At 60.9% G+C, this 21,067-nt stretch carries 22 protein-coding genes; 18 read left to right on the forward strand and 4 right to left on the reverse strand.

Annotated elements, in window-relative coordinates; translation table 11 throughout:
* Window positions 1-51: 51 nt before the first annotated feature.
* The 9 genes from C5J22_RS31365 (at window position 52) to C5J22_RS26540 (ending at window position 5,163) form a co-directional block, all read left to right on the forward strand.
* Window positions 52-219 carry a hypothetical protein gene (locus C5J22_RS31365; protein ID WP_172717081.1) on the forward strand — a complete coding sequence of 56 codons (168 nt, stop codon included), beginning with the start codon at window positions 52-54 and terminating at the stop codon, window positions 217-219.
* Window positions 220-225: 6 nt separating this feature from the next.
* The gene (locus C5J22_RS31370) at window positions 226-414 is read left to right on the forward strand and encodes a hypothetical protein (protein ID WP_172746785.1); all 189 of its coding nucleotides are present in this window, start codon (window positions 226-228) and stop codon (window positions 412-414) included.
* A gap of 182 nt (window positions 415-596) precedes the next feature.
* On the forward strand, window positions 597-833 hold the full coding sequence (locus C5J22_RS26510) for a hypothetical protein (protein WP_105440673.1): 237 nt from the start codon (window positions 597-599) through the stop codon (window positions 831-833).
* Between the two features lie 155 nt (window positions 834-988).
* Window positions 989-2,011, forward strand: coding sequence for an ABC transporter substrate-binding protein (locus tag C5J22_RS26515; RefSeq protein ID WP_105440674.1), 1,023 nt, complete (start codon window positions 989-991; stop codon window positions 2,009-2,011).
* Complete coding sequence (locus tag C5J22_RS26520; RefSeq protein WP_105440675.1) at window positions 2,008-3,048, forward strand: iron ABC transporter permease; 1,041 nt, start codon at window positions 2,008-2,010, stop codon at window positions 3,046-3,048. Before C5J22_RS26515 ends, C5J22_RS26520 begins: the two co-directional genes overlap by 4 nt.
* On the forward strand, window positions 3,045-3,806 hold the full coding sequence (locus C5J22_RS26525; RefSeq protein ID WP_105440676.1) for an ABC transporter ATP-binding protein: 762 nt from the start codon (window positions 3,045-3,047) through the stop codon (window positions 3,804-3,806). Before C5J22_RS26520 ends, C5J22_RS26525 begins: the two co-directional genes overlap by 4 nt.
* A 132-nt stretch (window positions 3,807-3,938) precedes the next feature.
* Window positions 3,939-4,340, forward strand: coding sequence for a hypothetical protein (locus tag C5J22_RS26530; protein ID WP_205837225.1), 402 nt, complete (start codon window positions 3,939-3,941; stop codon window positions 4,338-4,340).
* A gap of 199 nt (window positions 4,341-4,539) precedes the next feature.
* A complete protein-coding gene (locus C5J22_RS32115; protein ID WP_371412672.1) occupies window positions 4,540-4,776 on the forward strand; it encodes a GCG_CRPN prefix-to-repeats domain-containing protein in 237 nt (78 codons plus the stop codon).
* 201 nt (window positions 4,777-4,977) lie between these two features.
* Window positions 4,978-5,163, forward strand: coding sequence for a hypothetical protein (locus C5J22_RS26540; RefSeq protein WP_046631765.1), 186 nt, complete (start codon window positions 4,978-4,980; stop codon window positions 5,161-5,163).
* A gap of 23 nt (window positions 5,164-5,186) precedes the next feature.
* Here C5J22_RS26540 and C5J22_RS26545 read toward each other — a convergent pair whose 3' ends face one another.
* Window positions 5,187-6,842 (reverse strand): DapH/DapD/GlmU-related protein, encoded by a 1,656-nt coding sequence (locus C5J22_RS26545; RefSeq protein ID WP_105440678.1) that lies wholly within the window; start codon window positions 6,840-6,842, stop codon window positions 5,187-5,189.
* Between the two features lie 279 nt (window positions 6,843-7,121).
* On the opposite strand from C5J22_RS26545, the gene C5J22_RS26550 reads away from it, so the two are divergent.
* Window positions 7,122-7,859 (forward strand): FadR/GntR family transcriptional regulator, encoded by a 738-nt coding sequence (locus tag C5J22_RS26550; RefSeq protein ID WP_105440700.1) that lies wholly within the window; start codon window positions 7,122-7,124, stop codon window positions 7,857-7,859.
* Between the two features lie 40 nt (window positions 7,860-7,899).
* On the opposite strand, the gene C5J22_RS26555 is transcribed toward C5J22_RS26550, so the two are convergent.
* Together C5J22_RS26555 and C5J22_RS26560 are read right to left on the reverse strand one after the other, a co-directional pair.
* Window positions 7,900-8,688, reverse strand: a complete 789-nt coding sequence (locus C5J22_RS26555; protein ID WP_105440679.1) for a discoidin domain-containing protein — start codon at window positions 8,686-8,688, stop codon at window positions 7,900-7,902.
* 11 nt (window positions 8,689-8,699) lie between these two features.
* Window positions 8,700-10,481 carry a heparinase II/III family protein gene (locus C5J22_RS26560; RefSeq protein ID WP_105440680.1) on the reverse strand — a complete coding sequence of 594 codons (1,782 nt, stop codon included), beginning with the start codon at window positions 10,479-10,481 and terminating at the stop codon, window positions 8,700-8,702.
* Between the two features lie 172 nt (window positions 10,482-10,653).
* On the opposite strand from C5J22_RS26560, the gene C5J22_RS26565 reads away from it, so the two are divergent.
* From C5J22_RS26565 to C5J22_RS26595, 7 genes are all read left to right on the forward strand, one after another.
* A complete protein-coding gene (locus C5J22_RS26565) occupies window positions 10,654-11,652 on the forward strand; it encodes a carbohydrate ABC transporter permease (protein ID WP_205837070.1) in 999 nt (332 codons plus the stop codon).
* 3 nt (window positions 11,653-11,655) lie between these two features.
* Window positions 11,656-12,492 carry a carbohydrate ABC transporter permease gene (locus C5J22_RS26570; RefSeq protein ID WP_040125532.1) on the forward strand — a complete coding sequence of 279 codons (837 nt, stop codon included), beginning with the start codon at window positions 11,656-11,658 and terminating at the stop codon, window positions 12,490-12,492.
* Window positions 12,493-12,496: 4 nt separating this feature from the next.
* Window positions 12,497-13,669 carry a glycoside hydrolase family 88 protein gene (locus tag C5J22_RS26575; RefSeq protein ID WP_105440681.1) on the forward strand — a complete coding sequence of 391 codons (1,173 nt, stop codon included), beginning with the start codon at window positions 12,497-12,499 and terminating at the stop codon, window positions 13,667-13,669.
* A gap of 9 nt (window positions 13,670-13,678) precedes the next feature.
* On the forward strand, window positions 13,679-14,788 hold the full coding sequence (locus tag C5J22_RS26580) for an ABC transporter ATP-binding protein (protein WP_105440682.1): 1,110 nt from the start codon (window positions 13,679-13,681) through the stop codon (window positions 14,786-14,788).
* 20 nt (window positions 14,789-14,808) lie between these two features.
* Window positions 14,809-15,540: a DUF624 domain-containing protein gene (locus C5J22_RS26585; protein WP_105440683.1), complete on the forward strand. Its 732-nt coding sequence runs from the start codon at window positions 14,809-14,811 to the stop codon at window positions 15,538-15,540.
* 31 nt (window positions 15,541-15,571) lie between these two features.
* On the forward strand, window positions 15,572-16,852 hold the full coding sequence (locus C5J22_RS26590) for an ABC transporter substrate-binding protein (protein ID WP_105440684.1): 1,281 nt from the start codon (window positions 15,572-15,574) through the stop codon (window positions 16,850-16,852).
* 64 nt (window positions 16,853-16,916) lie between these two features.
* The gene (locus C5J22_RS26595; protein WP_105440701.1) at window positions 16,917-18,776 is read left to right on the forward strand and encodes a DUF2264 domain-containing protein; all 1,860 of its coding nucleotides are present in this window, start codon (window positions 16,917-16,919) and stop codon (window positions 18,774-18,776) included.
* 39 nt (window positions 18,777-18,815) lie between these two features.
* Here C5J22_RS26595 and C5J22_RS26600 read toward each other — a convergent pair whose 3' ends face one another.
* Window positions 18,816-19,817 carry a substrate-binding domain-containing protein gene (locus C5J22_RS26600; RefSeq protein WP_105440685.1) on the reverse strand — a complete coding sequence of 334 codons (1,002 nt, stop codon included), beginning with the start codon at window positions 19,815-19,817 and terminating at the stop codon, window positions 18,816-18,818.
* Window positions 19,818-20,008: 191 nt separating this feature from the next.
* On the opposite strand from C5J22_RS26600, the gene C5J22_RS26605 reads away from it, so the two are divergent.
* A complete protein-coding gene (locus C5J22_RS26605) occupies window positions 20,009-21,037 on the forward strand; it encodes an ABC transporter substrate-binding protein (protein ID WP_046631738.1) in 1,029 nt (342 codons plus the stop codon).
* The last annotated feature ends 30 nt before the right edge of the window (window positions 21,038-21,067 follow it).

Genomic DNA, 21,067 nt, shown 5'->3' on the forward strand with positions numbered 1-21,067 from the left:
CTCCCGGCATCGGGCGAGGAACTATTCCCCGATCCGCCTGTTGGAGCCTTCATGAACGACACGTCCAGAAAAGCCGGCAACAACATGATGAAATTTGTCACCGCCATTCTCGCGGCCGCACTTGTCATCGGTGCAGTCTATTTCTTTTTCCTGACCCCCGGCGAGCCCACGGGTCCTCAAACACCGCCGTCCCCGCACGCCATCGACCAGACGAAGTGATCGACGATGAAGCCAAGCGAAACGCCAAGGAGCGAAACACCGACGGGATTGTCGCCATCGGCGGATCCTGAACCCCAAAAGAAGCGGAAAGGCATCGCCGGCCGCGGCTTGGTCATGTTTATCGCTGGTGTGGCGGTCGCAGCTTTCTGCCTCTACGCGTTCGTCGCGCTGTATGGGATCTATGCCGGCACCTGACGCTAGCACCCGCTGCGCCTTCCTCCCTGACGCGGGGAAGATGAGGCGCAGGCCGTTCAAATTGCCGCGTTCCGGGTTTCAGATCGGTAACCACCCCACCAGCTAAGCCCACGCGCATTCTTATCATATGATAATTGTGACCAAAATTCGCATCAGAACGATACGGCGAGGAAACCCGAAAAATGCCCGACCGGATTCCGGGATATGCACGCGTGCCAGCCACGGTGCATTGCTGGTCAGAAGACGTCCCCAGCCGGACCTTCGTCTCGCTGGAGAAGGCCTTGGCCTATTGCAGGAAGAATATCGGCGAGCTTCCGGCAATCGAACTTTTCGTTCATTGCGGCCAGATCCCCGAACCGATCATCAGCGGTGACGAGCTTGCAGCCCTGATAAAGGCAAAACGGCGCAACCTGATCTAACGGAACTTGTTCGAGTTCAGCGCAACGTCTGCGACGCAGGCGACGATGCGCCTTTGGCAGGATGTCAGCTTGCGACATCAAAGGTGACTGGATTTGTCTTGTTAAAACGAGCAGGAACGGTTATTCGCCATGGCAGACTTGAACCAGGACCTGCCATGCTCACGCTGAAATCCACCTTGACCGCGCTGTTGATCGCGACCGCATCCAGCTTCACTCTTTCCTCGGCATTCGCATCGACGAAATACCCCCTGACCATCGAAAACTGCGGCGCGCAGGTCAGTTTCCAGAAGGCGCCCGAGCGGGCAATCGGGCTTGGCCAGAACAGCGCGGAAATCCTGCTGCTGCTCGGCCTCCAGGACAAGATGGCCGGCACCGCCTTCTGGCCGAGCAAGGTTTTGCCGCAGCTTGCCGAAGCCAATGCCAAGGTCAAACTTCTGAGCGTCGAATTCCCGACCTTCGAATCGATCCTGGCGGAGAACCCGGATTTCGTGGCCGCCGCTTTGCCAAGCCTGGTCGGCCCGAGCAGCAAGGTCGCCAAGCGTGAGGACTTCGACAAGGTCGGCGTCCCGACCTATCTCTCGCCCAGCACCTGCCTCAGCACCAAGGAGGTCAAGGACCAGTACGGCAGCCGCGCCCAGCTGTGGAACATGGACCTGCTCTACAAGGAAATCGACGAACTATCGCAGATCTTCGATGTCGCCGATCGCGGCCAGGCGTTGATCGCCGACTTCAAGGCGCGCGAAGCCAAACTCCGATCCAGCGTTTCGAAGGATGGCAAAAGCCTCTCCTACGTCTTCTGGTTCTCCAGCCCCAGCCCGTCGGCTGATGCTTATCTCGGCGGCAAGAACGCAGCGTCCGGCTTCATCGCCGATGTCCTGGGCGGCCGCAATGCCGTTACCGCCGAAGCCGAATGGCCGACGCTCGGCTGGGAGAGCATTATCGCTGCCAATCCGGACGTGGTCGTCGTCGCCAATTTAGATCGTAACCGCTGGGAACTCGACAAGCCGGAAGCAAAGATCAAGTTCCTGACCACTGATCCGGCCGTGAGCCAGATCACCGCCGTGAAGAACAAGGCAATGGTGGTGATGGACGGTCAGGCCATGAACCCGACCGTGCGGACGATCTATGGCGCCGAACAAGTGGCCGAACAGTTGAAGGCCATCGGTCTTTTGAAGTGACGGAAAAGCGCCGCTCCCTTCAGCAGCTTTTCGCCTTCGCAGCCGTGCTGGTGGCTTCGCTTGCAGCCATCGGTCTCGTCGTCGGCATAAGCGTCGGGATCGGCGATCTGCCGATCCCACTCGCGACGACCTTTTCTGCGGTTACCAATCGGCTGGGCTGGACGGCGGTGGCGCTCAACCGTATCCATGAAACGGTCATCTGGGACTACCGTCTCAGCCGGGCGCTGGTCGCGGCCTTTTGCGGTGCGGGCCTCGCCCTGTCGGGAGCCATCATGCAGTCGCTGCTGCGCAACCCGCTGGCCGAGCCCTACGTTCTCGGCATTTCGGCCGGCGCGTCCACCGGCGCCGTCGCGATCGTCATCCTCGGTGTTGGCGCAGGCGCGGTTTCATTGTCGGCCGGGGCTTTTGCCGGCGCCTTCGCGGCCTTCTTCTTCGTGGCGCTGCTATCCAACGGCACGCGCGGCGGTGCGGACCGCACCATCCTTGCCGGTGTCGCCGCTTCGCAGCTCTTCAATGCCTCAACCTCCTACATCGTCACGACGTCGGGCAATGCCCAGCAGGCACGCGACGTGATGTTCTGGTTGCTTGGCAGTTTCGGCGGCGTGCGTTGGCCGGAACTGACGCTGGTCTCGATCATCGTCGGCATCGCGCTGGTGGCCTGCCTGCTTTATGCCCGCGTGCTCGATGCCTTCGCCTTCGGCGACGAAGCGGCGGCATCGCTCGGTGTCAATGTCGCGCGGGCACGCATCGTGCTGTTCGCCCTGACGGCGATGATGACGGCGACGATCGTCAGCATGGTCGGCTCGATCGGCTTCGTCGGCCTCGTCGTACCGCATGTGGCGCGATTTGCCGTCGGGCCACTGCATGTCCGATTGCTTCCGGCCTGCGCCGTCATCGGTGCCGTTTTCATGGTGGTGGCGGACATCGCGTCACGTATCCTCATCCCGCAGCAGGTCCTGCCGATCGGCGTCGTCACCGCGCTGGTCGGCGTGCCGTTCTTTTCGATCATCCTCTACCGGTTCCAACGCGCGTCATGAGCATCAAGACCGAGAACCTCACCTGGAAAATTGGCAGGAAGACCGTGCTCGACGGCGTTTCATTCGCGGCACAGCCGGGCAAGACGCTCGGCCTTCTGGGACCGAACGGTTCGGGCAAGACGTCACTCCTGCGTCTGCTCGCGGGTCTGAAACTGCCGCATTCGGGCTCCATCATGCTTGAAGGCAAGGATCTCAAGACGATCGGGCGGCGTTCGATCGCAAAGCGGGTCGCCTTCGTTGAACAGCACGCCACGACCAATGCCAATCTGAGGGTCGTCGACGTGGTGAAGCTCGGACGGTTTCCACACCGGTCGATATTTTCCGGCTGGTCGCTCACTGACGACGAAGCGGTCGAGACCGCTCTTGCGCGTGCAGGCATGGCCCACAAGCGCAACGACCGCTGGCAGTCCCTTTCCGGCGGCGAAAAGCAGCGGACCCATATCGCCAGGGCGCTGGCGCAATCGCCGAAGGAACTCATCCTCGACGAACCGACCAACCATCTGGACATTCAGCATCAGATCGGCCTGATGCGGCTGGTTTCCGGCCTGCCGATGACGAGTATCATCGCACTTCACGATCTCAATCATGCAGCGATGTTCTGCGATCAGCTGATCGTCCTGCAGGACGGCAGGATCGTCGCCTGCGGTGCGCCGGAAGAGGTGCTGACCGAAGCTCTGCTAAGAGACGTATTTTCCGTCGAAGCACGGGTAGAAGCCTCGCCGCACCATTCACGACCCCATATCCACTACCTCGTCTGATAACTCCAACGACGACGGAGTTTCGACCGTACCGTCCGGACCATGAGAGCCGAAGGCCGTTACGTGAACGCCGGCTGGAACAAACAAACCCTCGTCATTGTTCGTTGGTCACCCGGAACCGGAGGGCCCGACATGAAACGTCTTCTCATCACGGCAGCGGCCGTTCTTTCGCTGTCGGCCAACCTGACACTCGCGCAGGAAACCCCTGGCGCGTCTCCCAGCACCTCGCCACAGGCTGAGCGGGATCGCGCCCCGAACACACCGCCGTCCGGTCCTCAGGAACCGGCCGCTGACAGGGACGCAGACGAGTGGCGGATGCCTCCAATGGCGGACCGTCGAGCGCCACGGGAGCGCGGCGCCCGTTTCCGCATCGAGAATGGGCGAACCACGATCGACCTGCGCTGCGCCGACGGCGAACCGACAAAGGATTGCGCGGATCTTCTCCTGCAGGTGCTGGACCGGCTGGAGCGAGGAACGTCTTCGGACGATACCGACTCTCGCGACGACGGCCGGGACCGCTCACGTTATCGCTGAGGCCGGCCGGTTGAGACCCGAAGGAAACCCTCCGTCAAATGTACATAAGCTGAAGCGCAGATGAATGCGGACTTCAGCAACGGTTCAAGGATCGCGCCGCAATCTGTCAGCGTGTGCACTCTGGAGGAAACCGATGCGCAGGATAGTCTTAGCGGCCAGTTTGATCGCAGCTTGTCTTTTTGGAGGCGCGGCAAATGCCATGCCGATCGGAACCATTGCCGTCCCGGCAAAACCAACCGCCGAAAAGGTCGATTGGGCTTGCGGCCGCGGTTACCACCTGAACCGGTGGGGCGATTGCCGCCCCCACCGCTGGCGGCCGCCGCCGCCCCGCTACAGCCATCGGTGGGATCGTCGGGATCGATGGGACCACCGAGGACCGCCTCGCTGGGAATGGCGAGGCCATCGCGACTGGCGCGATCACCGGGATTGGCGTTGATACGGGAAAGCCCTTCTGCTCTGCAGAGGGGCTTTTTCTCGATGGGAAGTTCGGCGACACGCTTGGCTGAGCCCAGTAGAGCCTGATGCGGGCAATCTCCCCTCTCACGCGACAGCGGATTCTGACGGCAGGGGTTGAATTTTAGCCACTTCTAACGAACATTTCCCAGCTGGGAGCGTTTTATTGTTAGGAGGAAGCGTCATGAAGAAGGATACCAATCGGCAGGTCAGAATTCCTGGGCCACGCGAGCACGACGTCGCCGAACACTGCCGTAAAAACGGAATGCGGCTGGAAGACGAAAAGAAGATGTTAAGGCTGCTGGGAAAACACGCGCCGGTGCACGAAATCCACTCGAACTCGCCGCCACGACCGCCGCGGTTCCGCTAGGCGACAATCAACGCCGGCAAGCGCTACAGCCCCAGTCCCGCCGGTCGCGTCCGATGCACCCCTTTGGGAACGAAGGCGAAATTTTCAGCCAGGCCCAACAGGTCTGCGGCAAGATGCAGGGTCGAAAGCCACATTTCCGTGCCCTGCAGGCTTCCTGTCTGACCGTCGGCGAAGGCGAAGCCTCTTATTGCCTGCCATCGGTCCGGCGAACGCAGAATGACGTCCTCAGCCACTGCTTCCGCCTGGCCGCGCATGAAATCCGTCTGCTTGAGGCACAACCAAAGCGGATGGATCGTATCGAGCAGATTGCAGGCCGTGTAGGTCGGGCCGGAAAAACCGCCGTTGTTTCGATAGTGCGTCAGGACGGAATTGATCGCCGCTTCAGGGAAAGGGACCGGGATGCCGAACTGGGCATGGGCTCCGCGTGTGAGGCGATAAAAGCCGTTTACCGGTTGCAGCAGCCCTTGTTCGGCGGTCGGCTTCCCCCACAGTCCGGTCGAACGATCGATATGGGTCGAGAGCCAGCCGAAGAGGATTTCCTTACCCCTGCCGCTCCTGAAATACCGGGCGTTGAAATAAAGCGCGGTGGCGATAGCGTCCACCCGGTCGCCGCACCACCATGCCCGGGTGCTCCAGGGCAAGGCCTCCAGCCAATCACAAAACCCAACGGCGTCCATCTCGACGCCCGAAATGGGGTAGGAGGGATGCGCGCCGAGTATCTCCAGCGCATAACCGACCGCCAGTACGTTATAAAGAGCCGGCGAATCGTCGCGGATGTTGTTCGCAGGATCGGGTGACCGAAACGGATCGGGAAAAAAGCCGGTCGCGGGGTCCTGCAGCGCCTGCAGACGATCGACGATCGCCTTTGCCTCATTCCCGCAAGGCTGCTCTCCAAAACCGGCGGCGATCTCGATCGCATCGCATTCATGCCTGACGCTCATGCGCGCCATGCCGTCGGCATCCGGCGACAGATAACCCTCGGGCGTCAGATGCCGTTCCCGCACATCCCGCCACTCGGCTTCCGCCACCTTGCCGATCCGCAGCAACGCCTGCTCGACCTCGGCCCGACGCGATTTTCCCCCAGCTGCCGTTTCACCGCGACGGCGCACGACTTTGGCCGGCACTCCCGCTGCGATCGCCAGATCCGGAATGTCCTTGGCTACAACGGCCCCGGCGGCGATAACGGCACCCCTCCCGATCGTCACGCCGTCCAGGATTACCGCATTGGCACCGATCCAGACATCATCGCCGATCGTAATGCCGAGCGTCTCGTGAGGCTGATCGTTGATCGGGATGTGCGGATCGTCGAAGCCATGATTGAAACCGACGATCGAAACGAGCGAGGCAATACGCACACCGTTTCCGCACCGGACCTTTCCGGAGATGCATGCGTAGGGGTTGACCGAACAATTGGCGCCGATTTCCACATCTCCCCGCACGAGGGCGTGCCCCGCAATCCAGGAACGATCGCCGAGGATCAGAGATGAGGTGAAAATGCGGGCGTCGCTTGCGATATAAGCGCTGTCTGCGATTTGCGCCCCGGCGGACTGCGCCAGTTTTTCCTTCAGCCTCTTTTGGGGATCGCTTTGAATATCCGCAGGCCTGCGCTCCCAAGTGAGGAATTGCAGCCTGGCTTCCCGATCCAACTCGAATTCGGGAACTTCTGGATTTGTCCGCATCTCGTCACTCGTTGCACGCCGGCTTCATGCTTGAAAAAGGCCGGCAGGGTCGGAAAGCGATGGCCGATGTCATCATACCAATTTCTGACATTCGCCGAGTTGACGAAATACAGCAGACGAATTTAAGCGTCCAGCTTTTGTTTTCGACCTCCGCCGGCGCTATTCAATGCCTCTCAACGCAAATGGAATTCACTCCCGCATTGATATGGGCCGGAATTTGTCATACACGTGTGATGAATACGGCGCAGACGCGTCGCGTCGTTGCAGTGGGGATTGAGCGTGACAACCCAGACCAAGGATCGGAGCAAGGGACCGGGATCGCTGGTGTCACGGGTCGGGGAAAGTCTTCGGACAGCAATCGCCAGCGGCCAATACTCGCCCGGCGACAAACTCCCCAGCGAAGTCGAACTGACGGAAACCCACGGCGTAAGCCGTACGGTGGTCCGGGAAGCAGTCGCGGCGCTCAGATCGGACGGGCTTGTCGAAGTGAGGCAGGGCGCGGGAATTTATGTCCTCAGCCAGGATGCCCCGACCCCTTCCGGCCGCAAAATCGACCGGGCGCGCGTATCGTCCGATCTGGAGGTGCTCGAGGTGCGGGCTCCGCTTGAGATCGAGGCTGCCGGGCTGGCAGCGATGCGCCGGTCGCCGGCACAGGAAGAGGCTATCTTCGATTGTCATCGGCATATTCTGCAATGCATCGAGCAGAATGAATCCATCCGCGAAGCGGATCTAGCGCTGCATTTCGCCATCGCCGACGCCACGAACAACCCGCTGTTCCGGCAGCATCTGGAATTTCACGGCACTGCGGCCATTCCGCAATCGAGGGCGACGCCCGGCGAACGGTCCGGTGAACAGACCGCCTACCGCCGCATGATCCATACGGAACATGAAGCGATCGTCGTGGCAATCTCAGATCGCAACGAGGAAGCGGCGCGCAATGCCATGCGCGATCACCTGAGAGGAAGCCAGATCCGCTACCGGGATGTGCTGAGGGATTTCAAAGCGTTTTCAAGCTGATGCAGCAGGTCAGCCGCATGGCCGACCCGACTTTCGGGGCCTAATCCGCCTCGCGTCCCCAGACTTCGATCTGGGTCAGCGCCGGAAAGGGTGACGGGTCGTCGGCCTTGGTCAGGCTGTGCAGTCTGATCCATTCCACGGTCTGCTCCCTCACCGGGAAACACTGAGCCGCACCCGTCTTGACCAGCGAAAAGCATGCGGTCTCGGCGTTGGAAAAGGTGACGCTCGCTTTTTCCCACCAGGCGTCGTGCGGAAAGTCCGCTCGCAGGTAGAGGACGATTTCGTCGATTTTCACCGGCCGGCCGAAATCGAGTGTCAGCGTCGCATCGGGATCGCGGTTGATCCCCCAGCTCGTATAGGGCCAGAAGCCATGATCGTCGTTCGCCTTTTCGCCGTCGATGGCGTTGCGCGCGGCGAAGACCGCCTCCCCGCGTGTCTCCACATTCGCCTTGGCGTGCGGAAAGATGGAAGCGTTGGCGTGGTCATCCCATGGATTGAACGCCAGGTTCCGGCGTGCCGCGATCTCCTCCGGCCGCGCCTTGCGGACGCATAGTCTGTGGATCCGGCCTTCGAAGGCCCGCGGAGAATAAGGAATGCGCTTGGGACCAAAGGGGATCCCGAGCGCATAGCTCTGCCCCTTCATATAGACGATCGCGGGCGTCATCGCATCGTCGAGCGCGAGCATGAGATATCCCGGCTCGGACCCTTCGACGACGACCTGATCGCCTTCGTTGTAGCTGTCGCGATAAACGAGATATGCCTCGTCCGTGCCCGTTGCCCTGGCGCGAACCTCGCCCGCCACATCTACGACTTTCAGTGTCAGTTCCATGCTCGTCCTCCTCAGACGATCCGCAGTTTCAGGCAGGTCCCGGCAAACGGGATGCGCAGTCGATAAATTCTCCGGGGCCAAGAGATACGCAGCCGGGCATCGTCGATATCGATTGCGTCGACCTCGATCTCGCCGGCTCCTTCAAGGTCGATGCGGCCGACACCGTCGAAATGAATGGCGCGGTCGATGGTCGGTTCGACGCAGGTCATCAGCGAAAGCACCGCCGGCAGTTCGCCCTCATGGATATCCACGATCTCGATCTCCTGCCCGCGCCGAAGCGTGACGGTTCGCCGGTAGGATTGCACGCGTGCCTCGTCCGGATAGGCGGGCGCGATGTCCAGCGATATCTGCGCCTGATTTTCGGCGAACTCGGCCTGGACATTCCGCGCCGAAAAATCCGCGCCGGCAGCCTGGTCCACACCACCGAAAGTCGGCAGGTTGTGGAAGCCCGACTGCATGGTCCAGATATCATACCGCTCGGAGGAAAAGGTTTTTGCCGTGTAGGTTTCGACGCCAATGTCGATCAGGAACGGCTTGCCGTCCTTATAGACCGTCAGGCTGCCGACGTCGTTGTGGTTATGGCTTTCGCCGTTATTGCCGCCTTTGACCGCGAGCGCGAAGCGGTCGTCGCGGGCGACGAACAGGCCAATTCCCGGATAAAACGCATCGCCTGCCGGCTTCGCTTCTCCGCCGGCCACCGGCGTTGCCAGCAGCTCCTGCACCCGGTACCAGAGGTTCCACTCCTCGGGCAGATGTTTGTGTTCCGACGACAGCCGATCGCGGGATGCGAATGCCGCCAAGACATCGGACGCGACGGCCTTGCCGAACAGATATTCGCGCACGGTGCAGGGTTCCATGACCGCGGCGGAATCGGCAAAATTGAAATACCTGCGGCCGGCCACATGCATGTTGACGATATATTCCGCCATGCTGCGGATTTTTGGAGCCTTCCAGAGCGGCGTCATCGAAGCTGGCGCCACCGTGTCGAGAATGGCCATCGCCCCGGCCATGCAGAGCGCCGCATGGCGATAGTAGACCACGCCCTCCTCGCAGGCCCCGTCCTCCGCGTAATCCTTGATGAAGGCGTCGAGGCTGGAAAGGGCTTTTGCGACGACCTGCCGCCGCAGGTCCTGTTCCGTCTTCAGGGCAAAGGCCGCAAGCAGGACGTTCTGCGTTACCCACGCCGTCCAGTTGTTCATTCGCTCCGTGCCGTTGCCCATCCACCAGAAATGCCGGTCGAGATAGGGCGACAATATGCGCACCCGGACCTCCCGCTCGATCCGGGCGACGACCTGCGGGCTGACCTGGTCGATCCGATCCTTCATCAGAGCAGCCACGGTCGCCAAAAGGGCACCGGTCTCCGCCGCAAACAGATCGACGACCGGCTGCTCCGTATCGGGCAATGCAAACCGCTGCCCGCCCCGCTCATAGGCGTTGTGAGCCGGAAGCTGCCAGCCGCTTTCCTCACAGATCAGGAAGACACCGTCGATGATTGCATCGATGAACCGTCCCTTGGCCTCGAGCAGCTCGGCAAGAACCAGATCGTTCAACATCCGCCGACGCGAAAAATACAGCGCTTCAAAGCGCGAGCGGTTGCCGTTCAGCGAATATTCGCGATAGTCGGAAGCTTTGATGACCGACCACGGCCGGCCAAGCGCCGCCTCCGCATCCCGGATGACCGCGGAGCGCATATCGTCCGATACGGCATCCCAGGCGGCCCGGTCGCCGATCGGCGCGCCGGGCATGAAGTCCGCCAAAACCGGCGGCAACGACCCGGCGATCTCGCTGAACATCAACCTTCCTCCATGCGACCGATAAACGACCTCATTCGCCACCTATCATACGTATTTTAAGATGACTACAGAATTCATATGATTTATCCATAAATTTGTTTGACCAATGTGAGAGATGTGCTATCCCCTCGGTAGGGAGGCGGCACGCTCGTGAGACAATGGGCGGTCGTGGATGGCCCTTGGGCATCGATCGGAGCATCCTGGTTCGAGGAGGGATAAAGTGTCCATATCGAATTCGACCATCGCCGCAGGTGATGCGCCGGCAGCGTCCCGGCGGTCGAGCAAGGTGTTGTCGCGCCGCCGGCGCAAGATACAGAGCGCGTTGGTCGCCTATTCCTTCATCGCCCCGAATTTCCTCGGTTTTGCCGTCTTCACGCTCGGCCCGATCCTGTTCGCCTTCGTGCTGGCATTCATGCATTGGGACGGCTCGAATGCTATCACCTTCGCCGGCCTCGACAATTTCTGGCGGCTGTTCGAAGACAAGGTCTTCATTGCCGCATTCTGGAACACGATCATCTATACGGTCGTATCGGTCCCCGCGACGCTCGCCTGCGCGCTCGGCCTGGCGATCCTGCTGAACCAGAAGATCTTCGGGCGCGACTTCTTCCGCACGGCGATGTTCTTCCCCTACGTCGCTTCGCTGGTGGCCGTCGCCGTGGTCTGGAACATGATCTTCAACCCCGAAATGGGGCCGGTGAACATGATCCTCTATACGCTCGGCCTGGACCCCAAGGACATGCCGGGCTGGGCAGCCGACCGGCATTGGGCGATGGTGACGGTCATTCTCTTCGGCGTCTGGAAGAGCATGGGGTATTACATGGTCATCTACCTCGCCGGGCTGCAGGGCATCAATTCCGAGCTCTACGAGGCGGCCGATCTCGACGGCGCCAATGCGTGGCAGAAATTTGTCTATGTCACCGTGCCGCAGCTCGGGCCGACGACCTTCTTCGTCACAGTCATGCTGACCATCCAGTCGTTCAAGGTCTTCGATCAGATCTACATGATCACCCAGGGCGGCCCCGGCACCTCGACGCTGGTCCTCGTTTATCACATCTACAACGAAGCCTTCATTTCCTGGGACCTCGGTTATTCCAGCATGATTGCGCTCGTTCTCTTCTTTCTCGTACTGGCGGTCACGGTCGTCCAGTTCCGCCGACAGAAGGAGGATTGATCCGTGAAGATTGCCGGACGCAAGGTCACCGCCAAGAGCATCGCAGTCTATGCGACAGTCATCGTCATCACCGCCGTGATGCTGATGCCTTTCGCCTGGATGCTGTCCGCCTCGCTGAAACTCAGCCGGGACGTCTTCGTCTTCCCGATCGAGTGGATTCCGTCGCAACCGCAGTGGCAGAACTACGTGGACATCTGGACGAAGATCCCGCTTGGCCTGTTCATCTACAACACATCGAAGCTGACGATCATCGTCACCCTGCTGCAGCTGCTGACCTCGAGCTTCGCGGCCTATGCCTTTGCCAAGCTCGATTTTCCTTACAAGAACACCCTTTTCCTCGGTTATATCGCGACCATCGCCATGCCCTGGCAGGTCTACATGGTGCCGCAATTCCTGCTGATGCGCGAATTCGGCTTGAACAACACCCATCTGGCGCTGATCTGCCTGCAGGCCTTTACCGCCTTCGGGGTATTCCTCATGCGGCAGTTCTACATGTCGATCCCGACGGAGCTTTGCGAAGCGGCGCGCATCGACGGCATGAACGAATATCAGATCTGGGCGCGCATCATGCTGCCGCTGTCGAAGCCCGCACTTTCGACGCTGACCATCTTCACCTTCGTCACCACCTGGAACGACTTCCTCGGTCCGATGATCTACCTGACCAAGACGGAGCTGAAGACGATCCAGATCGGCCTGCGCATGTTCATCTCGCAATATTCCGCCGAGTACGGGCTGATCATGGCGGCATCGGTCGTCGCCCTCATTCCCGTGCTGATAGTCTTCCTGTCGCTGCAGCGCTTCTTCGTCGAAGGCGTCGCTTCGTCAGGCCTCAAGGGTTAACGTCATGAATGCCGTTATGCAGATCGCTCCCCAACCGATCACCGATGCCGAGGTCAAGGCAGCGCTCGATCTCGCCGTCGCCCAGATCCGGCGCAATCTACCGGCCTTCACCTACGCGTCCCAGAACCATTCCAGCGTCGGCAATTTTTATCCCGCCGTCGAGAATACCCAGTGGACCGCCGGGTTCTGGCCGGGAGAAATCTGGCTGGCGTTCGAGCATACGGGCGACAAGGTTTTCCAGCATGCGGCGCAGATCCAGGTGCAGAGCTTCCTGCACCGGATCGAGAACCGCATCGAGACCGACCATCACGACATGGGCTTTCTTTATTCGCCCTCCTGCATCGCGGCATGGAAGCTGGTGGGCGACGAGGACGGGCGCAAGGCCGCCATCCTGGCCGCGGACCAGCTTATCGAGCGCTTCCAGCCGATCGGCCAGTTCATCCAGGCCTGGGGCCGCAAGGGTGTCGCGGAGGAATACCGCTACATCATCGACTGCCTGCTGAACCTGCCACTGCTCTATTGGGCAAGCCGCGAGACGGGCGACGCTAAATACCGGGACATCGCGCTCATCCATGCCCGCACGACGTTGGCAAATTCGGTCAGGCCGGACAATTCCACCTATCATACGTTCTACATGGATCCGGTTACCGGCGCGCCCGTGCGTGGCGCGACGAAACAGGGCTACAAGGACGACAGCTTCTGGGCGCGCGGGCAGGCCTGGGGCATTGCCGGCATGGCGCTTTCCTATCGCTATGAGCCGATCGACGAATATCGCAACACATTCGACCGGCTTCTCGATTTCTATCTGAAAAAGCTGCCGGCCGACATGGTGCCCTACTGGGACCTGGTGTTCTCCGAAAAAGACGGCGAGCCGCGCGATACGTCGTCGGCCTCGATCGTCGCCTGCGGGCTGCTCGAAATGGCTGACCTTGTCGAGGCCGATGTCGCCGCGCGTTACCGCGAGCTTGCCCGGCGGATGATGAAGAGCCTTGCCGAGCGCTACGCGGTCAAGGATCCGGCCATGTCCAACGGCCTCGTCCTCAACGGAACCTATTCGAAAAAATCGCCCTACAACACCTGCCGCGGCGAAGGCGTCGACGAGTGCGTCTCCTGGGGCGACTATTATTACATGGAAGCCCTGACGCGCCTGTCGCGCGCCTGGTCTTCCTATTGGTGAGAGAATCCGATGGCCAGCATTTCACTGAAAAAACTGAACAAGTCCTACGGCGCCCTCACTGTCGTCCATGACATCGACCTTGAGATCGCCGACAAGGAATTCATCATTCTCGTCGGCCCTTCGGGTTGCGGCAAGTCGACGACGCTGCGGATGATCGCCGGGCTGGAGGAGATTTCCGGCGGCGAGCTCCAGATCGGCGGCGACCTGATGAACGATGTGCCGTCGAAGGACCGCGACATCGCCATGGTCTTCCAGAACTATGCGCTTTATCCGCATATGACCGTCTACAAGAACATGGCTTTCGGCCTGCAGCTTCGAAAAGTGTCCCGGGATTTCATCGACAGCCAGGTTCAGGACGCTGCAAAGATCCTCGACATCACCCACCTTCTCAACCGCAAGCCGAAGGCTCTGTCCGGCGGCCAGCGCCAGCGCGTCGCGCTCGGGCGTGCCATGGTGCGCAATCCGGCGGTCTTCCTGCTGGACGAACCGCTCTCCAATCTCGACGCCAAGCTTCGCGGCACCATGCGCGCCGAGATCACCAAGCTGCATAAGCGTCTGCATGCCACCTTCATCTACGTCACCCACGACCAGATCGAGGCGATGACCATGGCGGACCGCATCGTGGTGATGAAGGACGGGCATATCCAGCAGGTCGACACGCCGCAGAACCTCTATGACCGGCCGGTCAACATGTTCGTCGCAGGTTTCATCGGCGCACCGCAGATGAACATGATGCCATCGGTGATCGAGCGGCGCGGCGAGCGGTATTTCGCCGCGTTCGACGGGCGGGAACTGCCCTTGCCGGCGCATTTCGACAAAAGCCGTATCGCACCCTACGAAGGCCGCGAACTGGTCATCGGCATCCGACCCGAGAATTTCCACGAATTGCCGCCGGCCGATATCGCGCCGGAGAACCTGGCGCCCTTTAGCGCCGTCATGGAACTCGCCGAACCGATGGGCTCGGAAATCCACCTCAATATCGTCGCCGGAGGACGCAGCTTCATCGCGCGCGTCTCGCCACGATTCAAGGGTGCGATCGGCGACGAGGTCAAGCTGGTCGTCGACACCACCAATATGCAGTTGTTCGACAGGCAAACGGAGCGCTCGATCCTTTATTAGGCGAGCGGGAGGAAACGGCCATGCAGTGGCTGCGCAACATGTGGACGAAGGAAGGACCGGGCATTCCGAAGAATGCGCCGAAGAAGACCGGTCTTGCCCTTTTCGTCGATACGTTCGCGCGCGAGTGGTGGGAGATGGTCAAATTGAACATCCTGTTCATTCTGGCCGCACTCTTCGTCGTCACCATCCCCGCCGCAATCGCTGCGACCGCCCGCATTTCGGTTGCCCTCGTTGAAGACCGCAACACCTATCTCCTGCGGGATTTCGCCGAAGCGTTTTTCCGATATTTCTGGCGGGCGACCGCGTGGGGCCTGGCCTTCACCCTTGCGATCGGCCTCGGCGTCTATGCGATCGTCACCTATGCCGCGACCGCAAAAGACAATCTCGTGCTCGCCCTGCCGCTGACGATTGCGCTGATAGCGACGGTTTTCATCGTCGTGGTGGCCTGCCACCTGGTCGTGCTGATGGTGATGCGTGATCTTTCGGCGCCAACGCTGCTGCGGCTGGCAGCCATTGCATCTGTCGTGCGTCCGCTGCCGGCGCTCGGCGCGCTTGCATTCGTGGCCGCGCTCTGGCTCGCGCATATCGCCTTTTATCCGGTGTCCGTGTTCATGCCGGCCACCCTCAACTTTTCACTCGGAATGTTCGCCGTCACATTCGGCGTCCATCGGGCAGCGGTCATGGTTCTAGCCCTGCCAATGGCAATACAGGCGCATCGCGAACCACAGGCTGGTGACGCTAAGCATATCTAATCCAGAGACACTTCAGGGAAGGAGAACGGAAATGTATTTGGGGAAATTCGGGAGATCGGTGAGGTTCGCGATGGCGGGTCTCGCCATGGCGACGTCGATCGCAGGATCGGCATACGCACAGTCGGGCAATGCCGTGACGCTCAAATGGGCGCTGTGGGATTGGGACAAGGTGGCTTATTACAAGCCGCTGATCGCCGCATACCAGGCCAAGAATCCGAACGTTAAGTTCGAGTCCGTGGATCTCGGTTCGCAGGACTACCAGCAGATGATCGCCACGCAGCTCGCGGGCGGCTCCAAGGATATCGACATCGTCACCGTCAAGGACGTTCCGAATTACACGAACCTCGTCCGCGCCGGCTCGATCTCGGACCTCTCCGGCTTCATGACGGAACAGAAGATCGACCCGGCGTCGTTCGGCGGCCTCGTCGACGAACTCAAGATCGACGGCAAGATCTATGCCCTGCCGTTCCGCTCGGATTTCTGGGTCGTCTATTACAACAAGGACATTTTCGACAAGGCCGGGGTTACTTATCCGACCAACGACATGACCTGGGCGCAGTTCGACCAGATCGCCACAAAGCTCGCCGGCGGCATGGGCGCCAACAAGACCTACGGGGCGCTCTTCCATACATGGCGCTCCACGGTCCAGCTTCCGGGCATCCTTGACGGCAAGCAGACGCTCGCGGGTCCGGACTACGCTTTCCTGAAGCCTTGGTATGAGCGGGCGCTTGCCCTGCAGAAGGCCGGCGTCGTTCCGTCCTATGCGTCGCTGAAGACCTCCAATACCCACTACTCGGCGCTGTTCTTCAACAGCACGATCGGCATGCTGCCGATGGGTACCTGGTTCGTCGGCACCCAGATCGCCAAGGTCGCCTCCGGCGAGTCGAAGAGCAAGAACTGGGGGATCGTGAAGTTCCCGCATCCGGATGGCGTTGCAGCAGGCACGACCGCAGCGCAGATTTCCGGTCTCGCCGTCAATGCCAACTCCACGCACAAGGCCGAAGTGCTCGACTTCATCAAGTTCGTCACCGGTCCGGAAGGCGCGGCCATCATCGCCGGCACCGGCACGATCCCGACCGTCCGCACCCCGGAAGTCACCGCCAAGATCGCATCGCTGCCCGGCTTCCCCCAGGACCAGGCGAGCAAGGACGCGCTGCAATCCGGCAAGTCCTTCCTGGAAATGGCCGTCAATCCGAATGCCGCGAAGATCGAGGTTGTTCTCAACCGCGCGCATGACTCGATCATGACCGACAACATCTCGATCGGCGATGGCCTGAAGGAAATGACCGACGGCGTGAAGGCCATCAAGTAACAACCCGACCCGCGGAGGACACGTCCTCCGCGGGTCACTTTTTTCGATGAAAAATGGTTTGCCCGTGATCTACGACCCAGTCCAAGCCAATCCCCTTTACGGGAACCCTCTTCTTTCCCGAGCCGATCTCGGCAGAGCGGTCCTGGATCTGTTCAAACCGCTTCTTCCGTATTTTTCCGAAGGCGGCGCACGGGTTCGCCTGAGCGCGACCGGCGCGCATTTCGATCGTGCTGCGGCCGATCTTGAAGGTTTTGCCCGACCGCTCTGGGGCATCGTGCCGCTCGCAGCCGGAGGCCATGACTTCCCGCATTGGGACCTCTACCGCCACGGCCTCGCAAATGGCACCGATCCCTCTCATCCGGAATATTGGGGCGATATCTCCGATCGCGACCAGCGTCAGGTGGAACTGGCGGCGGTCGGTTTTGCGCTTGCCATGGTTCCCGAACACATCTGGGATCCGCTTGGCGACGAGCAGAAAAAAGCCGTCGCAGCCTATCTCCTGTCAGCCCGCGACAAGGAATTCATCGACAACAACTGGAAATTCTTCCGGGTTCTCATCGATCTCGGCCTGACGCGCGTCGGCATAAGCTTCGACCGATCCATGACGGAGACGTATCTCGACGAGACGGAGGCCTTTCGGCTGGGCGAAGGCTGGTATCGCGACGGGCCGGTCAAGCGCGTCGACCACTATATCCCCTTCGCCCTGCATTTTTATGCGCTGATCTACTCGGTGCTCGCGAAGGCCGACACCACGCGCGGCGATGCCTATCGCGAGCGTGCCCGTGTATTTGCGCAGGATATCCGCCACTGGTTCGGCCCGGATGGCGCCGCGCTCGCCTTCGGGCGCAGCCAGACATACCGGTTTGCCGCCGGCGGCTTCTGGGGCGCATTGGCATTTGCGGGCGTCGAGGCCCTGCCCTGGGCCGAGATCAAGGGCTACTACATGCGCCATATCCGCTGGTGGTCGAAGCTTCCGATCGCCGACCGGGACGGGGTCCTGTCGATCGGCTACGGCTATCCCAATCTCCTGATGAGCGAGAGTTACAACTCTGCCTGCTCGCCCTATTGGGCGCTGAAATTCTTTTTACCCCTGGCTCTGCCCGCCGACCATCCGTTCTGGCTGGCACAGGAAGCGCCGGCACCCGCCTTTGCCGACCCGGTTCCGCTCAAGGAACCCGGCATGGTCGCCATGCATACACCCGACAACGTGGTCGTCCTCGCCTCCGGGCAGCAGCACGACAGGATGCGTGGCGCCCACGAGAAATATTCGAAATTCGTCTATTCCACCCGCTACGCCTTCAACATCGAGGCCAACGACCGGCATTTCGCGGCAGCAAGTTTTGACGGCATGCTGGGGCTCTCCGACGACGGCGTGCATTTCCGCATGCGCGAGACGCTCGAGCAGGCGCTGATCGCCGGCGACAGGCTTTATTCTCGCTGGAAGCCCTGGAGCGACGTTGCGGTGGAGACCTGGCTGGTGCCGGCCAACCCCTGGCATATCCGCATCCACCGCATTGTCACGCCGCGCGCTCTGCAAACGACGGAGGGCGGCTTTGCCATCGAACAGGCGGATTTCCAGGCCGATATCGCCAGCCGAGGCGAAGGTCTGGCCGTTTGGTATGGTCAGACCGACACCAGCGCAATCGTCGACCTCTCGCCTGCCTTCAGGCGGGAGGGCCATGCCATGAGCCCGATCGCCAATACCAATCTCGTTCATGCAAAGACGCTTCTTCCCCAGCTCCGTGGACAGGTCGAGGCAGGGACGACGCTGCTTGCCGCAGCGGTCATCGCGCTCCCCAATGCCGAGATGGACACGGCCTTTCTGCAGTCCGTCCCGGTCTGCCCGGATGTGGCGGAACTTGAGCGGCTGTTCCACACGGAAGGACAGGTGATCCCCGCCTTCAACCTCACCGGCGTCAAGTGAGGCAGGCCACGGCGGCCTCTCCTGTGCTTGCCTACCGCTTCAACCGCCCCTCACCGATCCGCGCCAGACGAGGTCCGCCTCAAGTCTTCGCGAGTTCGTCTCCGCCGGTGTGACCTGATCGAGCCAGGCCACGGCTTCGGCTGCAATCCGGTCGACGGGTTGGGCAAAGGTGGTCAGATTGTAGGAGGTCCAGGACGCCTGCTCGATGTCGTCGAAGCCGACGACACAGAGTTCTGACGGGACGGCAAGGTTGAACTGATGCCGAGCGGCATCCATCAAGCCACAGGCAAGCAGGTCGTTGACGCAGAAGATCGCATCCGGCCGCGTCTCGCGGGTGAGCAGCCGCTGCGCCAGCACCGCGCCGCTTTGATAGGTGGTGGAGCCGAAACGCTCCACCGTCACCTCCAAGCCGTGTTCGCGGCCGGCGGCGCAAAAACCCTCCTCGCGGGCCATCAGGCTCGGCGTCATCGCTTCCGAATTGGCAAAGGCGAAGTTGCGACAGCCGGCGCGCAGCAAGGCGATGAAGCTACGCCTGGCCGCATCGCGATCATTGAGGTTGATCATCAGCGCGCCGTCGCGATCCTCGTCGCGGTTGATCAGCACAAGCCTTTGTCCGCTCTTCAGGCAGAGGTCGGTGATCGACCTGTCCGGCATGCCGGAGAGGATGATGGAGGCATCGGCACGGTAGCTGATCGCCTGCCGGAGCGCCTGGTCGACGCTGTCGTCGGAGCGGTCGGTATTGATCAGCATGGCGATCTTCGAGGCACTCTGGAGCTGGCCGGTGAGCGCCCGGATCAGGCTGGCCCGATAGGGCGTATCAAGCTCGGACACGATCAGGCAGACGATGCCGCTTTCGTTGCGCATCAGCCCGCGAGCGAGGTGGTTGACATGATAACCCAGAGCCTCGGCCGCCTCGATCACCCGTCGCCTCGTCTCCTCCGAAACACTTGCGCCTGGCGTGAACGTGCGCGAAACGGCCGACCTGGACACACCAGCCCGGTCAGCGACTTCCTTGGCGCTGACAAAAATCCTGCGGCTCATCGCCCTCTCCCTTGCCTCAATCAATGCCTATTTTTGCAAGCGAGTGCAACAAGCAGATGACAACAAATGCGGCTGGCGGTCACATTCTTTAGCAATTTGTTATTGACAAGGTCCCCAACTCCATGGAACCATTGCACACGCTTGCAAAGGCGGGTGATGTGGAGGCGTCACCATAATCTGGGAGGATAATCATGCGCCTGGCTCTCACAGCCGCTGCCGCTCTGGCGGCCGGCTTGACTATGAACGTATCGGCATCTCGTGCCGCGGAAGAACTCAACCTGATCTGCTCTGCCGACGTGGTCATCTGCGAAATGATGCAGCAGATGTTCCAGAAGGATACCGGCATTCAGGTGAACATGGTTCGCCTGTCTTCCGGAGAAACCTATGCCAAGATCCGCGCCGAGGCGCGCAATCCGAAAACCGATATCTGGTGGGCCGGGACCGGCGATCCGCATCTGCAGGCGGCATCCGAGGGCCTGACGCAGGAATACAAGTCGCCGCTTCTGGGAGAGCTCAACGACTGGGCGAAGAAGCAGGCGGAAAGTTCCGGCTTCCGCACTGTCGGCGTTTATGCCGGCGCGCTCGGCTGGGGCTACAATACCGAACTCTTCAAGCAGAAGAACTACAAGGAGCCCAAGTGCTGGGCCGACCTTCTCGATGCCTCGTTCAAGGGCGAGATCCAGATGGCCAACCCGAATTCCTCCGGTACCGCCTATACGGCGCTGGCGACGCTCGTGCAGATCATGGGCGAGGACAAGGCCTATGACTATCTGAAGAAGCTCAACGCCAATATTTCGCAATATACCAAGTCCGGCTCGGCGCCGGTCAAGGCCGCAGCCCGCGGCGAGACGGCGATCGGCATCGTCTTCATGCATGATGCGGTGGCCCAGACGGTCGAGGGTTTCCCGGTCAAGTCGATCGCGCCCTGCGAGGGCACCGGCTACGAAATCGGCTCGATGTCGATCGTCAAGGGCGCTCGCAACCTGGAGAGCGCCAAGAAGTGGTATGACTGGGCGCTGAAGGCCGACGTGCAGTCGCACATGAAGGAGGCGAAGTCCTTCCAGCTTCCGTCAAACGCCAAGGCTGACGTGCCGAAGGAAGCGCCGAAATTCGCCGACATCAAGCTGATCGACTACGACTTCACCAAATACGGCGACCCGAACACCCGCAAAAAGCTGCTCGAGCGCTGGGACAAGGAAATCGGCGCGAGCGCCAACTGATCCCGATCGTCATCGTCGCGCTGCGGCTTA

This window comes from Neorhizobium sp. T25_13 (assembly GCF_002968675.1).
In the GTDB taxonomy this organism is placed as follows: domain Bacteria; phylum Pseudomonadota; class Alphaproteobacteria; order Rhizobiales; family Rhizobiaceae; genus Neorhizobium; species Neorhizobium tomejilense.